Genomic DNA, 16872 nt, shown 5'->3' on the forward strand with positions numbered 1-16872 from the left:
AAAAGACAAGTATTATGCTGAGGAATTATTTAAAGGTTGCCTGGAGAAGCATTGTGAAAAACAAATTTCATTCAGCGCTAAATATATTTGGTTTATCCATCGGGCTCGGATTTACGATGCTGGTTGCTGCTTTCCTGTGGGCACAACTGCAGGTGAATAAAAACCTTAAAAATGCCGGCCGCCAATACATTTTACAGAGCAGATGGAAGGATCCGAATTTGGGAGGCGAATTGACTACCCTTGGCCCACTGGCCCGGGCGCTCAAAGAACAGTACCCGGGCCTGGTTTCAAACTACTACCGTTTCGATGGTATCACCTCCAATGTATCCCGGGGAAACATCAGCTTTCGCCAGGATCTCCAGGTAGGTGACTCCACCCTACTCAATATGTACGGGTTTGAATTGTTACATGGTAGCGCTACCGAAGCTTTAAAACATCCCAGTTCAGTGGTGATCGGCGACGCGGCGGCGATTAAGTACTTTGGAAAAACGGATGTTGTAGGCAGGTCGCTCACCATTGAAAGTTTCTCCGGCAGCAAACGCGATTTTACGATTACGGCTGTAATGAAGGACCCAGGTGAAAACAGCGTCACACGGCTGTTGCCAAGTAACCATAACCAATTGTTTATACCACTTGAGGCACTTAAGTTCTTCAACAGGGACATGTCCACATGGTTGAACGCCGGGGTAGTTGGTTTTATTGAGTTGCAAAAAGGGGTCGACATTAGCGCTTTAAAAGCACCCATTCAACACCTTGTAGAAACGCATGCACCCGAACAAATCAGGGCTAATATGCAACCATACCTGGTGCCCCTGACGAGTTACTACCTTGATGCAAATAATAGACTGTTAAGAAAAATGCTTTACACGGTTTCATTTATTGCCGCTTTCATCTTATTGATGGCGATCATCAACTTTGTAAACATTTCGGTAAGTAAATCCTCAATCCGGATAAAAGAGATCGGTGTGCGCAAAGTGTTGGGTGGCTTGCGAAAGGAATTGCTGCAGCAATTTTTGTTTGAGTCTGTTTTCTTAACCGGGATAGCAACCCTTTTTGCAATATTGCTGTATGTGCTTTTCAGACCACTTCTCTCGGGTATTCTAGGCAGGGAAATTCCTGCATTTAACAGCTTTCCTGCAGTTTTTCTGTTGGGCCCACTTGGGTTGTTATTGGTGATCGGAGTGCTCGCCGGGTTTTATCCTGCCATACTGCTATCGAAGTTAAAAGCTTCCGATTCCATCAAGGGTAAACTAAGGTCGGTGAATGAGAATATCATGCTTCGGAAATCACTGCTGGCTTTTCAGTTCTCCACCGCGTCAATCGTTTTCATTGGGGCAATCGTAGTTTCTCAACAGGTCTCGCTGTTTTTTAGCAAAGAACTGGGCTACGACAAAGATTATGTATTGTCAGCCCAGGTACCAAGGGACTGGTCCGCCTCCGGGGTACAAAAGCTGCGTACCATCCGCAACGAGTTTCTGGACGTGCCACAAGTAAGCAGTGCCGCTCTATCCTACCAAATCCCGAATGGAAACAATATCGGCGGTGTTTCGGTCTATCGCAAAGACCTTGACTCTACCCAATCTGTAGCCACAGTTGCCATGATCACAGATGAGCACTATCAAACTACATACGGTTTAACGATGAGTGCAGGCAATTTCTTTAGCCCAGCATACAAACCACAAGACTCCTCACATATCGTGATCAATGAGACCGCTGTTCGTGCGCTTAGGTTCAGCAGTAACGCTGATGCCGTAGGCGCAGTTGTACGGGCTACAGGAGGCGGGAATGACCTGACAATTGCTGGTGTCGTTAAGGACTACCACTTTGGTTCAATGCAAACCCACATTCAGCCGGTTACCCTATTTAACGTAGATCTCTGGAACAACTACCGCTACCTTTCCTTTAAAATAAAGCCCGGAAACGTTTCCGCAGCTGTAGCGGCATTGTCGGCAAGGTGGGCAGCGCTTTTCCCGGGTGTCGCCTTTGAATATACTTTTATGGACGATACGCTCGCAAGGCTCTACCAATCAGAAATACAACTCAAAAAGGCAGCTCAGGCGGCAACTGCGCTTGCCATCGTCATTGTTCTGTTAGGTGTAACCGGACTTGTCTCCATCAGCATTCAAAAACGAACAAAAGAGATTGCTATACGCAAGGTGCTCGGAGCTGCAACAGCAAATGTGGTGAGGCTTTTTCTGAAAGACTTTCTACCGGTAATTGCAGTAGCCGGCATAATCAGCACCGCACCGGCTTACCTGCTCATGCGGCAGTGGTTAAACAACTATTCGGTTAAGATCAACCTTTCAGCGCTTCCCTTTATTGCTTCCATCGTATCACTGGGTGCAATTACAACATTGCTGATCGTGCTTCGGATTGCCAGGGCAAGTATTCAAAACCCGGCAAAGCAACTACGAACAGAATAGCAATCATGCAAAGAAATCATCATAGACTATTGGTCTTGCCTATAAATGAGAAATCAATAATTGTATAAGCAAGGCCCTACCAAGTACAACCTAAACGCACTATCAAAATCATGATCGAACTACAACATTTATCTAAATGGCACATGCAGGCCGGGCGGCCAAACTTCGTGTTGAAAGATGTTAACCTCAAGGTTGCAGAAGGCGAATTCATATCCATAATGGGACCATCGGGTTCGGGAAAGTCCACCTTATTAAACATCATCGGAATGCTAGACGAACCATCAGAAGGAGAATACCTGTTTATGAATGAGTCTGTCGCGAAACTAAAAGAGAAGCAACGCTCACAGTTGTATAAACGCTATATCGGTTTTGTTTTCCAGGCTTATCACCTCATTGATGAATTGACGGTTTACGAAAACATTGAAACCCCCTTACTCTACCAGGATGTGAAAGGATCAGAACGTAAAGCAATGGTTGGTGACATGCTCGACCGCTTCCAGATTGTAGGCAAAAAGGACCTTTATCCCTCGCAGTTATCTGGTGGACAACAACAGCTTGTTGGTATTGCAAGAGCGCTGATTGCAAAGCCAAAACTGATCCTTGCTGATGAGCCAACTGGCAACCTCAACTCTAAACAAGGCGAAGAAATTATGGAACTCTTTACGCAGGTGAACCAGGAAGGTGTAACGGTGATCCAGGTGACACATTCTGAAAAAAACGCAGCATACGGCTCGCGCATCATACAATTGCTGGATGGGAGGATTGAACATGCCTCGTACGCTTAAAAAGAAAGAAATGCATTTATTATTTAGGATAGCGGTTTTGCTACTGATAACCGCACCGCCATGTGTTTATGCGCAAGATAGCACCGTGCACAGGATTACGTTAAAACAAAGCGTAGAGAAGGCGCTTGCAAACAACCTGCAGGTACAACAAAGCAAGTTGCAAAATGAGACAACTGCTATACAACTGCGGCAGGCTAAGGCGAATGCTTTCCCGGACCTGTTTGGTAATCTTGGTCACGGGCTCAACCAGGGCAGAAGTATTGACCCGTTCACAAACACCTATATCAACCAGCAGGTGTCGTATGCCAGCTATAACCTGAACTCATCTGTCATCCTGTTTAATGGCTTTCAACTAAAAAACGCTGTTCGGCAAAGCACTTTCAATAACCAGGCTGCCCAAATGGACGTACAGCAGACAAAAGACAACATCATGCTGAACGTGATACTAGCCTATGTGCAGATGTTGAACGGGGCAGAACAATTGATACAGGCACGTAACCAGGAAGCAGTCACCCGAAAACAAATGGAACGGCTCGAAACGCTTAACAAGGCAGGAGCCATTACCCCCGTGTTGCTTTATGATTTAAAGGGGCAGCTCGCAAACGATGAACTGGCTATCGTAAGCAGTGCAAATGAACTTAATGCAGCAAGGTTAAGCCTCTGTCAGCAGATGAATGTACCGTACGACAAAGACCTGCAGGTGGAACCTTTTACCACCATAAACGAAGAGCTGGTTTACGACAACGATGTTCCCTCCCGGGTATACGAGGTTGCAGAAGAGCAACTCGCCATCATCAAAGCGGCAGAATACCGGAAGCAAAGTGCGTTGGCAAATATCAAGATAGCCAAAGGAACCTTTTTGCCTACGGTTGCACTTAGTGGTTCTATCAACACCAATTATTCCAATGCAGCACGCCGCGACATTCCATTGGGGATTGTAGATGTTGCTACCGGCGACTATATCAATGTTAACGGAAGCAAGGTTCCCGTAATGACCCAGCGAAGAAATTTCGACATCCAAAAGATCCCCTATACCGACCAGTTCAAGAACAATTACAGTACATCCTTATACCTCAGCGTAAGGGTTCCCATACTAAATGGTTTCCGTGCCCGCAACAGGGTGTCGCTTGCGAAGATCGACCTGGCGAATGCAACGGTGGTTGAACAGGCAATGCGTACACAATTGAACCAGCAGGTTGAGCAGGCATTTTTCCAGTTGAATGCAGCAAGAGAACGTTACAAAACATTGCATCGGCAGGTGGAAGATTTTAGTGAGTCGTTTCGGATCGCAGAAGTGCGGTTTAACGCGGGAGTGCTGACACAGGTAGATTACCTGATTGCAAAAAACAATGTCGACAGGTCGAAGATAAACCTGATATCTGCAAAATATGATTGCATATTCAGGTCACAAATACTCGACTATTACAGGGGTAAGCTCGTGCTTTAACCTCAGGACAGGGGTAAAAAAAAGAAGGGCCAGGATAGAAATCCAGCCCCGTTTTAATCCAATATTCTATGAAAAACCACTTATATAGACGTTGGTGGAAAACAAAGGGTTGCGTACTAAACGAATTAAGTTTGGATAGTGGGCTCACAGATGATCACAGAAGAAACAAGCCCTGACAAAAGGAAAAGGCAATCCAGAATAAAAGAGTAATCTTCTGTGGTTATCCGTGCTTTCTGTGCGAGACCCCATTTTGCTCACAGATGAGCACAGACGTCTTTCCAAATTTCGTCGAGAAGTAATTGTTTTCTGCTGTGCCTTTCTGTGTATTCGGTGCGACACCAGCTTTGCCGTGAGGGCCCTAAAAACTTGTATTCGTCAGCTTAGGCATATTCCGTGGTGTAATCCCCTGTACTTTGTCCGCGACAAAGTTTGTGACGTTCTTCAGCACAAACCGCTTTGCATTTGCAGCCTGTTGGGCTTTAACGTTAAAGAGTTCTATTCCTTTTACATCATCCAGTATAATGGCCGGCCTGGTTTCTTTACCCAGGTAGCTGATCTCAATATTATTCATTTGTATATTCGATGCATGCCTGATGAAGAACCCATAGGCAGGCATAACACCAAACTTCTGGGGCTCAGGGTAGGCTCTTTCATACTCTGGAACCGTGGTTTGTATGGTTGTAGCCGGTGAGTCAATCTGCCGGTGATAAATCCGGATATTGTTAAACTTAACGTCTTCGATGTCGTGCCCGGGAAGCCCGGAAATAAGCGAAGAAAAGTGTGCGTCGGCATTATGCACCATGATGTTGCTGATCAATACGCGTCGGAGTGCGCCAATCTTCATGCCTTGCGGTCCACGCATACGACCGCCAAGCCGAAGAAAAAAGGGGGAGTTAACAATGTCCCGCATCGTAATGTTGCTGATCGTAACATCCTCCAGTAAGGCACCATCAACGGTTTCTAGAGCAAGCCCGCGGCAGTAATCAAATACACAGTTGGTAATGGTAATGTTTTTAAACCCGCCATTCGACTCCGTTCCGAATTTTATCCGGCCTGTCGGACCTTCCTGGTCGGGCACCTGGTTAAACGCTTTTCTCTGATAGGTACCATTAATAAATGTTCCCAGGTCATAACCACTAACCTGGCAATTGGTGATCGTTACATTTTGTGTTGGCCGCGCCTCGTTAAGTGCATAAGAACTTTTTAAACAGATCGCATCGTCGTAGGGCGAATTGATGCTGCAATTGGAGATGCGCACGTTCTGGCAACAATCAATGTCCATTCCGTCGCGGTTGGTATCCATCTTAAGGTTATCGATGGTGAGGTTATCAACCCCTGTTGCCAGAATACCAAAGTGCCCGCCATAGGTGATGGTAAAATCTTTAAGTATTACATTGCGGCACAGCTTTAATGCGATGGCCTTATTTGCGCCACCGTCCCACATATAGGGTGCGGCATTAATCCCTCGTCTTGCCCAACCTTCGCTTCGGGTAAACCCGCGACTTAGTCCTTTGCCGAAAATGGTGCCTGGTCCCAGGATGGAAATGTTCTCAAGATTCTCACCCCAGATCAGGCTGTTGTGCCAATGGCTATGGCCGAAGTCCTGGAAGTTATTGCCTGCACCAGGCTCCGGCTCATCATACCGGCCACCGTGGGTAGAGTCGGCCGCCTGCAATACACAACCCTGGTCGAGGTAAAGTGAAATATTGCTTTGAAGGTGTATTGAATAGCTGATATAGGTTCCGGCGGGAAAAAATACCGTTCCTCCGCCACTTCTCCCGGCCGCCGCTATGGCATCATTAATCGCCCTGGTATCATTTGTTTTGCCATCCCCAACCGCGCCATATGACCGTATACTCACCAGCTGCATTGGCTGCTGCGCCATACATACGGCCGTGGATAACATGATCACCAAAACAAACAATGGTCTTTTAAACATCATAAACAGGATTAATCATTGTAAAGAAAAATTCTAATAACGTCTTTTGATCCCTTCAACGGTGCCATCCGTGTGCTATAGACTTAATCTTTCCATACCACCACATCGGCTGTCTTCACCACCTTACTGCCAACAAGTATTTTAGCACCTGGTTTAACCGGAACAATAAAGGGTTTTTCGGAGTAATTCACCCCCACCCAAAATCCATCCCGCCAATCGATCATCACACCATCGGGATAATTTTCAGTTGCAATACCTGCCTGCTGGTACACTCGTTGTAATACGGCTTTCTCCAGCGCACCATCGTCGGTATCCGGGCCAATGTAGGTGACTGTTCCTTTACCAAATCGGTGCGAAACCACTGCAGCAGTTCCTGCGTAATACTGGTTGGTATAAGTTGCCCAAACGGCTGTACCCTGTAACGGCTTAATCATATCTGCCCAGTTGTTCCAGCGATACCCCTGGTTGCCCATCTTAATTGTACCCTGCACGCTATCCGGTAACAGATCATAATACGAAATCTTTGCGCCGATTAATTCATGAATGGGCTCGGCCCACTTCATTTCCCAGAGTTTACCGGTTCGGTCCTTTTGCCCGGTACGGGACGACAATACCAGGTGGCCACCATTCTGAACATAGGTTTTCCATCGCTCTACCAGCTTTGCATCAAGCAGCTGGTATGCAGGTGCAACCATTACCGGGTACCCGGAAAAATCTTTGTCTTCAGTAATTACATCAACAGGTGCACCCAATTGCTTCAACCCATTGTAGTACCGCTTCAGGTGATCCATAAAAAACCATTGGTTGGTTTGCGGCTGGTTGTCCATCTCCCACCTGTTGTCTGCATTATACAAGATCGCTGTCAGGCGCTTTTTGTAAGCCGCTGGCATGCCTGCAGCAGCGTCGTACGACTTACGGAGTTCTTTTATTTCGTTGATCACCCTTATGTACTCCAGTCCGCTTGTACTTGGCGTAACCCCATCGGTGCTGATGATGCCATAATGGTATTGTTCACCACCGGTGAGTGGTTGCTTAAACCGGTAGTTGCACACGAATTTATTTCCACCGGCGAACGCGTGCCATATCCACATGCGTACAGCACCCTTCAGCGGTTGTGAATTAAACTTGCCCCAGTTTACCTGGCCTGGCTGAAGCTCCATAACCCCCGTGGTACCATTAAATGAACGGAAGAAATCATTTGCAAAGCCAATGCTGGTCGACGATCCCAGGCGAAAACCCTGCGGACCAATTCCTTTATCGTAACCGGCAACCAGGTATTTGGTATAAGTCAGAAAATCGAGACTGTTGATATGTGTAGGATCCACGTCTACATGCTCAGGCATGAGGTTGGTCGTGATCCATTGTGAAGCCGGTATATGCTTTCTTAGGATCTTGTATTGGAGGCTCAAAAATTCGTTCGCTTCGTCAGCGGAGAAACGCCGGAAGTCAAGCACAGCCGCGGGAGCGGGTTGCGCAATGAGTTCTTTTTGATTGGGTATAAGTACCTGGCTGAAGTCGTTGTAACGGATACTCCAGAAGGCGGTGCCCCAGGCTTTATTCAATTCATCTACGCTTTTATACTTTGCTTCCAGCCATCTCCTGAAACTTTGCTGTGCGGCCGGGCTGAAATCATATTGCCCATAGTGCGAGGGCTCATTATCAAGCTGCCAACCCCATATGCGATTATCTTTTCCGTAGTGTTTACCAATAGCTTCAACCATTTTCTCAACATAGGTTCTGTAAACAGGGCTCGACCAAGAGATGTGTTGCCTGGAACCGTGTTGCATCGTTCTCCCTTCGGCATTAACCATCAGGATCTCGGGATGTTTTTGCGCCAGCCATGCCGGTGGTGTTGGTGTTGAGGTACACATGATCACTTTCACCCCATTCTGATGGGTAAGTTCAACAGCTTCATCCAACCACTTAAAATCGAACCTGCCTTCTTCCGGTTCTATAAAAGACCAGGCAAATTCACCAAAATGGGTAAACTCGAAACCAATTTCCGCCATCTTCTTAATGTCCCTCGACCAGTACTCGCGCGGCCATTGTTCGGGATAATAATATGACCCGATCGTCATCAAATCCTGTTTCGGAAAAAAGTTTTGATTTTGTTGAGCAACTGTTTTGTTCTGCAAAATCATTACTAATAAAATCAGGCAAGAACTCATGATAACACCCCTTTCCGGTACGATTTTCATGCTGGCAATTTTTGTTTAGAGTAATTCAATCGGGTACAATTATGAGTTAAGAGTGCAGCGTTATGAGTTAAGAGTGCAGCGTTATGAGTTATGAGTGCAACATTATGAATTATGAGTGCAGCGTTATGCGTTTGGCGAGTGCGCAATTCATGTTGCATGTTAAATGTTATTTGTTAAATGAGGCAAATTTAAATTTATCTTTTGTGACGATTGCAACCGATTATTGCTTACCATTCAACGTCTCATCATCCCTTTAAACCTGATTTCAGAAATCTTGATTTAATATTCAATGTCGTTTAGTTAAGTACATTTCTTTGGGCCTAACTGTATTGTTTCTGTTAAGCATCGTTGCCCGCCCGGCTGCGCCAGTCGGACGTCCGCCCGGCTGAAGCCATTCGGACGGGGGCGCCGCACTCTTGTACTCCAGTTAAAATACGCAGCTTTAATGCAGTACAAAAGCTTAACTAAACGTCATTAACTTAATATTCAACATAGCCCTTTATCTCCAATATCACTTTATAACACTTAACGCCAATAAATATTAATTTTCAAATCACAACGACGAATTCACAACCGCTCATAACTCTCAATTCTTATTGCTTAACTCATAATGCTTAACTCATGACCCTTTACAACTCATATCGACCAATGCTACAGTTACACATATGGTTAATACCCGCTGATAACTGAATGTCGTTTAGTTAAGCCCCTGCTGGCTTAATTGCCCAGTAATGGTATACGGTACAAGTGTGCGACGCAACGATTTACAATTAAAAAACTGCGGCTTGGTCCAAAAAAGATTGCTTCACTAAACGACATTGACTCATAATTCTTAATTCTTAACTCATAACGCTCTAGACTTTTATCAATAATGCGTATGGTTCACCACCGAGTTCTTCAGGTACAAGGGATCTTTCTTCAAATCCTTGCCGGTATGCTTTGCACTTTTGCTGCCATACACCCGAAGTAATCCCCTGTTTAAGGTAATTACTTCTTCAGCACCGCGGCCGGTAAAATCAAACATATGAAATACCCCATCAGGAAAATACAGCTTTCCTGTACCACTATCGTTGATCCTGAACTTATACCAGAACAGTTGCTGCCTGCCATCGCCCTTCCAATTACCCTTTACAAAATCGGGGTTGCCGTTAATAGGATTACCCGGCCACTTCATCAACTTTTTTCCCGTGTTATCAAACCAGTACAATTGGCTGGAAAGATAAGGCTCATTCACCTGCCGGTTGCCATAAGTCCGGCCACCCACAACAACCTGCGGAGCCCCTGCAGTTTTTAGAAAATTACCCACCTGTATTTGTTGGCTGTGTTCCGCTACGTTTTGCCAGATGATCTTACCCGTCATTGCGTCATATACAAACACCCCCGCTTCACTATTCGACGTTACAATGTCCGTTTTACCATCGCCATTAACATCACCAAACTTATAGCTGTCCGCATGGTCGTGGTTGTCGGGCAGCAGGTCGAACCGGTTCCATACTTGTTTGCCGTTCGCATCAAGCAAAAGTGAGCCAACTAATACTTCGTCGACGCCATCTTTATTTAAATCGATCGGGTAAATATAATGGCCAAGATTGTCCTTTTTCCTGTTCTCCGTATGCACCCACATCGGTTTCAAATTCTCATCAAAAGCATTGATGTTGATGGCACCTCCCATATCGGTGAATACGGCCAGTTCGTTGGGCGGACCGGCCGTGAGTTTAGCTATTGCCAGGCGAAAATTATTATAAACATGTGGCAGCGGTTTTGTTGGCCATGCTGTTTGCTTATTGATTTTTCCGGTAGCGCCATCGGCAATCACCAGCCATTCTTTACCGTCGATAAATCGCCAGTGCACCACTTCAGCTTTGCCATCCCTGTCGAAATCCCATAGTACCCCAGGCGCTTCAAATTCGGAGCGTTCACGCGTATATTCTTCGGGTGCCTTCCAGCTCCAGAGTTCTTTACCGTCGTGATTGAAAACGTGTGCAGAAAAGTCCGGCTCCAGGACGAACAAATCGGTTTTACCATCGCCATCTACGTCGCCGAATTTAACGGCATTAGACATTGGTATCCTGTATTCTTTTAGCAGCTGCACATCAGGGTTCAGTTGGTAGGCGGTGATGTCCTCCGCTTTAAGCTGGTTGTTTTTGGTAAGTACCAGCACGTCGAAAATTGAACCCGGATTTATGCGGGTGATCTTTACATATGCTTGTCCCTTTTTGAGGTGGAACGCCCCGGCATTGGTCCAGGTAAGTTGAGTCCTGCCAAAGGTAGAGTCGGTTACTTTATCATTGATTGCTACTTTGAAAGAGCTTCCCTGTTCACCTTTGCTTCTTACAAAAAGCGTGTAGGCACCATCTTCCGGTACCGATATGGTAGTCATGAGGTTTGTCGCCGATTTAAGTACCAGCCCGGTGTTGTTGAACAGCCAGTCGCCCATTGGACCCGCATCGGTGATGGTATTACCTTTTGGAATTTCTTCCAGGAAATCGGATGCCGGTATGATCACCGTGTTCTTGAGTCGTCCCCTATCCTCTTGTGCTTTGGCCTGGCCCATGAGGCAAAGCAACAACAGCCCTAACCAGTACTTTTTCATGTAGATCATTTGAGCAAATATTTTTGGGTTTTTAGTACCTGTTTCTGCCTGTACTATGGCTATGGTTGATAACGCCAGGTGCGGTTGTCTGTACGAAAAGGCACAGCAGGCAACCCCGCGCCATTTACAAGATTTGGCATTGCCGTTTCATGCCAGGCAAACCGTACTGCGGAAGGCTTATTTATTCCAGCGGTGGAAACAACTATCCTGTTTCCACGCACAACCGCATCAGCCGGCTTAAACACGCCATCATATCCGGCGATGCTGAACCAGCTTAGGGGCTTACCATCACTTGTTTTCAGCCCGTTTGCATTTTGAAAGGATAAAACAGCCCTCCCCTTCTTTCGTTTCATTTTTGTAAACAGGGGGCCGCTGCTAACCACTTTTTGTTGATAATCGGTTTCAAGTGCTACCAGTGCAAGGCGCCGACCCACCTCCCACTTGTACGATGGATGAATGTCGGTAAGGTTGTCGACAAGATCTGTAACCACGATAGAACGGCTGAAAGGAATCTTTTCTGAAGCTACCTGCGCCTCCCAGAATTCAGGAAGTGTTTCCGGGGTATGCTTTATACGGTCGGGCCGTTTGGTGTAAGAGTATGGTGCGAGCTGTACGGAATAAAACGCGAGCTCATTAATGCCCCATTTGTTTCTCCACGCTTCAACAAGTGCCTGCATCTTATCGGCATAGCGCATACCATCATTCATCATACAGTTCGACTCACCCTGGTACCATAAAAAGCCGCGTAACGCAAATGGTGCGAGCGGTTCAATCATGCTGCGATAGTTTTTTCCGGGCACCGCACTGTCGATCATAAAAGGTGTCTTTTCCGCTTCCGGAGCAAACGCGGGCAAGGCTTTATAACCTTCTGCAGGTGTCCATGGTTCTATACGGCTACCACCCCATGAGGAGTTGATTACCCCGATGGGTATGCGGAGTTGTTGATACAGGTTTTTGGCAAAAAAGAAACCGGCAGCCGAGAACTTTTCCAGGGCTTCTCCTGATGCTTCATTCCAGCCGGTGGTGGTCACATCCGGTGTGCTCAATACTTTTTGCACGTTGAATATGCGGATGGAAGGGTAGGCATTTTTAAGTTCCAGCTCGGCGCTGTCGGCGCCCCTTGCCGGTTTCGCATAGTTGCCACGCTTCATCGGGTACTCCATATTCGACTGACCCGAACACAACCACACTTCGCCAACCAGCAGGTTTGAAAGGGTGATCGTATTTCCCGCAGTAATGGTCATCGTTTGTGGTTGTTCATTTGCGTTCATTGGTGCAAGGGTTACCTTCCAATATCCTGCAGTGTCGGATTTGGTTGTTTGTTGCTGGCCGGCGAACGATACGTTTACCTGTTCACCCGGTGTTGTCCACCCCCAAACCGGCAGGGGTTTGTTGCGTTGTAATACCATATTGCTGCCAATCACTTTTGGCAAACGCAACTGTGCAGGAGCAAGGAATGGAAGGGCGAGCAGAAGAAGAAAGGGCATGTGTTTGTTATGTTGAATGTTTAATGTTTAATGTTAAATGACGAAAGCCCAGTTCTTATTCCCGGGCATGAGGGATCTCGTTGGGGTGGTTAAATGTTAGAGTGATGATGAAGAGTTAAGCGGATGTTGCCTGGTAATGAAACTTTGGTATGAGTGATGTGTCGTAATCTGTGTTGGTTATCACTCGAAGTCATTCGTTGAGATATCATAAGTGAACCATTGAACTATGGTAAATACCAGGTGAATAGCATTGTTTCCGTAGAAGTGAGTGACACAACCGGAGCCTCATTAAAGATTTAAAGCTGGCTCCATAAGTGTCTTTTTAGTAAAGCAGCATTGTTTCCGCTGTATGAGTTCTGCCAACGTAGCGCTCATACCGGCTCTATTTATCACTTTACATACAAGCTCCAATATATCATCAACCAAGCTTATTTCTTTCCCTGGCCCCAATTCAACATTCAACATGTAAAATTCAACATAACTACTTGTAGCTTCTCTTCAGCCACGCTTCCGGAACGGGAATGATGCAGATGTTCATCGACCGGTTATCGGCAGAAAGCATGGCAGATTGAATTTGTATTTTGGTTCCATCAGGGCTCATGGTTGGGTGCGGATGATCGGCAGCGGTTTCCTTATGGCCTGTAGACAAAAGGATCATCTCACGAGTATGCCTGTCGATAAGGTAGATGCCACGCGCAAAGTCGTCGCCTACTGCCCACCTGCCATCAGGCGATCCGCTTACATGCCATAGCCCGCTTCCGCTAGGTGTTTGACCAACGATGGACATCTCCCTTGTTCTCAGGTTCACAATGCCCAGTCCGGTTGGCTTCTCACGCGTTCCCGATGGACCCCATGCCGTTTCCTGGCCTGGATTGGCACCACTCACCGCCGTGCCGGGTGCATTGATACCTGTTTTTGTACCCGGTATGGTGCGATGCCCCATGATGGCAATTGCCACTTCGTCGCGCGCCGTTACAGCCTCATGCGTAACCCACTCAAAATCTGCTTCAGGATATAGGGGACGCAGCCCGCTGCCATCCGCCATTACGGTCCAGGTACGTTGGGGCGACTTGCCGCCGGTTTCCCAGCAGAACACAATTTCACCCGGCATCCATGGATTGGTTTGGATGTGCCCGATCTGGAAAGGCACCGATACCACGTATTTGATCTCCCCTGTTTTTACATTCATCCCCGCGATACCCGATGGGCCTGCGCCCATATTGCGTGGCCCGAAGTTGCTTTCGACCTTGGTGCCCGGCTTCAGGTTTTTTGCCGCCGCATCGCGACCTACCCTGAAGTAAGCCCACTCTTCATCACCGTCAAGCGCCATGTCGCCACCTGCACCAAGTTCTTTGGGGGTGGTGCCACATACACGTTGATAATCCGAAGCAGGTTTCATCCTGCCGGATTTACTATCGGCAAAAACCCTTGCAAGATCTACCTCAACAATTTGCAGCGGCCCTTCGATCATTCTCCTGAACGAGTCGGGATTGTTGCGATACAACGCACTATCGCGTATCACCGGTCTGCGCCGCGTAGTATCTGGATTACGCATAAAGTAAAGTTTCATCGACTTGCGCGCAATGTTCAGCATTCCCGTATAGCCACCTTCGGTAACCTGCACCATCTCCCCGGTTTTTTCGTTCACCGCCATGGCTTCGCCCGGTATGCGGCCCGAGCGGTAAACCAGCCACTGACCATCTGAGGTCCATTGATTGTGCGTCTGGTAGATTTTTGCATCGCCGGTGGGTGTGCTGGTTAAGAACGTAAGCATCGTGCCGGTGATTGGGTCCTTAACCACCTTACGCTCTGAAGGGAAGCGTTTTCCGATCTGCGAAAACGATGAGCCCGCAACCAGTAAGGCAGTGGTTAGCGCCGACCAGTAGAGAAAAGATCTGTTAGTTTTCATATGTACAATTTATCGGTGTTTCAATTGATTTCTATTTTGCCATTCAGGCTTGCTACCATTGCAGCGCGGTGTTGGTCCATTCGGCTTATGTTTTAACTCCGTTGATCCTTACCCCTGGCGGAGCAGCAAGTATGGTGGTGTTGACCTTGCCGTTTGCACCTTTTGTGTGCCGTACTTTAATCACTCCATGGGGTGTCGGAAAACTTCCGTCTGCCCACTCCAGGTCACCAAGGTGTGGTTCAATGGATATCGTTTTGCAACCAGGCTCAACGACCTTAAATCCAAGCACATGTTCTGTTAACCAGGCGGTCGGTCCGGATGCCCAGCCGTGACAAAGGCTACGCCTAAGCCCAATATAACAATAGGCTCCCGTAATGCGGTGATAGTCGAGTTTGCCTGCAGGAACCACTTCATCTATGCGCCCCGCGTTTTTCGCTTCCTCAAGATCAAAATCTTCCCAGAAAGTGGTGGCACCCAGGTCGAGCATCCCACCCCAGTAACTCCTGATGTTATCCAGGCAGGTTTGATAGTCGCCTGCTTTTGCCTGTGCCTGCAGCATATAGTAGCCGAAAAAAGTGGAGTAGTTTTTTGTACCGCCAACCGCTATAACCTCGCGATTAGCTTTTTCAGCCGGAACGATGCCTGCAAGCGCCAGTAAGGATGCGGCCTGTTTTGACTTATTCGGATCCGGTACATAAGTTTTCATCTTTGTTACCAGTGCCCGGTACTCCTTTGCCCTCGCCGGCTGCCCAAGAATTTCGCAGAGTGTAGCACCGCGATCAAAAGCAAGTACCATCAGCGATTGCAAGCCGGCATGTATACCCTTTTCATTTTCGCTCGAAGGCCAGTCGATAAATCGAAAGCCCGGGTTCAGGTTTTCTTTTCCTGAGGCATCCACGCGGATACGCAAGGTATCGAGTAGGGCCACCAGGTAACCGGCTTGTTGTTGCAGGTAATCCCGTTTGCCATGGTATAGGTACCAATCGTGTTGCAGAATGATCCACCACATGGAATAGGCGCTGATCCCATTCATCCACTTCTCAACAGGGGTATGGTTGCGAACAAAATCCAGGCTCTTTGGCACGAGCTCCTGGTAGCCAAAAACCGAATTGATCGTCATTACTTCAGGATGCATATCGCCGATCCAAACCATGCGATCGCGTTTGATACCATCCCACAGGTAGTCTTGCATATTGAGGTGTACCGTATAAGCTCCGGTCTTCCAGATCCTGTTCAAACGTTCGTCGTTGCATTTAAAACTGCCGAGGTAAGGAATGTCGCGGTAGGTAGCTACCGCCCTGATTTCCTTTATTGCGAGCGAACTACCGGGCTCAGCAATGTCGATACGTGCAAATCGAAAACCGGAGTTGCCGGCTTCTGCGGTACCATAGCCCGGAACGGTCATCTCGAAATCGCGCATAGCATGATGGTTGGTAGCACCGCCTTCGGTTCCCGTTGTGCCGTCGCCGATAACGTCGCTCATGCATTCGCTTACCGACTCTCCAAAACGAATGCGCAGCTTCCGTGTTACCCGGTTGCTGGTGGAGGTAGTGATCTGTATGCCGCCATGTATTTCACGGCCAAAGTCGAGTATTATGCCTGCGCGGGTTCCACCTTTATTTACGAGCCTGGTAACCCGTTGGTCGCCAAAATAAGGCTGGTGTTCGGTTGATGTCAATAGGTGATCCGCATTTAACACCGAGCTGTCGGGGGTTTGCCAAACAATCCTGGTGGGCACCAGGTAGGCGCGGCTCAAAACATCTTTTTCCACGAGGCCGGCTTTACTATCGCTGAATATCGTGGGTACCTGCGCATTGGTGCCGTAGCAATTTGCAATTAGTCTAAGGCATAAAAGCAACTTCAGGCATATGCCCGCAGGTGCATATGCCTTTCTTCGACCAAAGGCAGGTAACTGCGAACTAACCAGATTTATCTTCTGCATGAAATTTTTTTTTTGGCTACCAGCTGTGGTACTATATTGAGCATTTGTTGTGTCACTCACTTGTACTTTTTGTTCTATATGCACCGGGGTACGTTGATTAGTTGACCTGTTGATAAGTTGACAAGTTGACTGGTTGACTGGTTGATAGT

9 protein-coding genes are annotated in these 16872 nt (G+C 47.3%); 3 read left to right on the top strand and 6 right to left on the bottom strand.

All coding sequences use genetic code 11. The features are described 5' to 3' along the window. Nucleotides 1–14: 14 nt before the first annotated feature. The 3 genes from EXU57_RS15425 (at nucleotide 15) to EXU57_RS15435 (ending at nucleotide 4655) form a co-directional block, all read left to right on the top strand. Entirely contained in the window at nucleotides 15–2423 is a 2409-nt protein-coding gene (locus tag EXU57_RS15425; RefSeq protein WP_133269125.1) for an ABC transporter permease, read from the top strand. Nucleotides 2424–2533: 110 nt separating this feature from the next. Then, nucleotides 2534–3208, top strand: coding sequence for an ABC transporter ATP-binding protein (locus tag EXU57_RS15430; RefSeq protein WP_133269126.1), 675 nt, complete (start codon nucleotides 2534–2536; stop codon nucleotides 3206–3208). Nucleotides 3209–3218: 10 nt separating this feature from the next. Continuing rightward, on the top strand, nucleotides 3219–4655 hold the full coding sequence (locus tag EXU57_RS15435; protein WP_133269127.1) for a TolC family protein: 1437 nt from the start codon (nucleotides 3219–3221) through the stop codon (nucleotides 4653–4655). 358 nt (nucleotides 4656–5013) lie between these two features. Here the strand turns inward: EXU57_RS15435 and EXU57_RS15440 are convergent, their stop codons facing one another. The 6 genes from EXU57_RS15440 to EXU57_RS15465 form a co-directional block, all read right to left on the bottom strand. Then, nucleotides 5014–6597: a glycoside hydrolase family 28 protein gene (locus tag EXU57_RS15440; protein WP_133269128.1), complete on the bottom strand. Its 1584-nt coding sequence runs from the start codon at nucleotides 6595–6597 to the stop codon at nucleotides 5014–5016. 80 nt (nucleotides 6598–6677) lie between these two features. After that, entirely contained in the window at nucleotides 6678–8792 is a 2115-nt protein-coding gene (locus tag EXU57_RS15445; RefSeq protein ID WP_207955494.1) for a beta-galactosidase, read from the bottom strand. An 865-nt stretch (nucleotides 8793–9657) separates the two neighbouring features. Then, on the bottom strand, nucleotides 9658–11385 hold the full coding sequence (locus EXU57_RS15450) for an FG-GAP-like repeat-containing protein (protein WP_133269129.1): 1728 nt from the start codon (nucleotides 11383–11385) through the stop codon (nucleotides 9658–9660). Between the two features lie 59 nt (nucleotides 11386–11444). Beyond that, on the bottom strand, nucleotides 11445–12872 hold the full coding sequence (locus EXU57_RS15455; protein WP_133269130.1) for a sialate O-acetylesterase: 1428 nt from the start codon (nucleotides 12870–12872) through the stop codon (nucleotides 11445–11447). 481 nt (nucleotides 12873–13353) lie between these two features. Next, complete coding sequence (locus tag EXU57_RS15460; protein ID WP_133269131.1) at nucleotides 13354–14781, bottom strand: hypothetical protein; 1428 nt, start codon at nucleotides 14779–14781, stop codon at nucleotides 13354–13356. A gap of 85 nt (nucleotides 14782–14866) precedes the next feature. Then, nucleotides 14867–16723, bottom strand: coding sequence for an alpha-L-rhamnosidase C-terminal domain-containing protein (locus EXU57_RS15465; protein ID WP_133269132.1), 1857 nt, complete (start codon nucleotides 16721–16723; stop codon nucleotides 14867–14869). Between the last annotated feature and the right edge of the window lie 149 nt (nucleotides 16724–16872).

Source organism: Segetibacter sp. 3557_3, assembly GCF_004354985.1.
Lineage (GTDB): Bacteria > Bacteroidota > Bacteroidia > Chitinophagales > Chitinophagaceae > Segetibacter.

Excerpts from the sequence above, each read along its gene's own strand:
- EXU57_RS15460 (WP_133269131.1), bottom strand. The coding sequence starts at position 14,781 with ATGAAAACTAACAGATCTTTTCTCTACTGGTCGGCGCTAACCACTGCC.
- EXU57_RS15430 (WP_133269126.1), top strand. The coding sequence starts at position 2,534 with ATGATCGAACTACAACATTTATCTAAATGGCACATGCAGGCCGGGCGG.
- EXU57_RS15435 (WP_133269127.1), top strand. The coding sequence starts at position 3,219 with ATGCATTTATTATTTAGGATAGCGGTTTTGCTACTGATAACCGCACCG.
- EXU57_RS15445 (WP_207955494.1), bottom strand. The coding sequence starts at position 8,792 with ATGAAAATCGTACCGGAAAGGGGTGTTATCATGAGTTCTTGCCTGATT.
- EXU57_RS15440 (WP_133269128.1), bottom strand. The coding sequence starts at position 6,597 with ATGATGTTTAAAAGACCATTGTTTGTTTTGGTGATCATGTTATCCACG.
- EXU57_RS15425 (WP_133269125.1), top strand. The coding sequence starts at position 15 with ATGCTGAGGAATTATTTAAAGGTTGCCTGGAGAAGCATTGTGAAAAAC.
- EXU57_RS15450 (WP_133269129.1), bottom strand. The coding sequence starts at position 11,385 with ATGAAAAAGTACTGGTTAGGGCTGTTGTTGCTTTGCCTCATGGGCCAG.
- EXU57_RS15455 (WP_133269130.1), bottom strand. The coding sequence starts at position 12,872 with ATGCCCTTTCTTCTTCTGCTCGCCCTTCCATTCCTTGCTCCTGCACAG.
- EXU57_RS15465 (WP_133269132.1), bottom strand. The coding sequence starts at position 16,723 with ATGCAGAAGATAAATCTGGTTAGTTCGCAGTTACCTGCCTTTGGTCGA.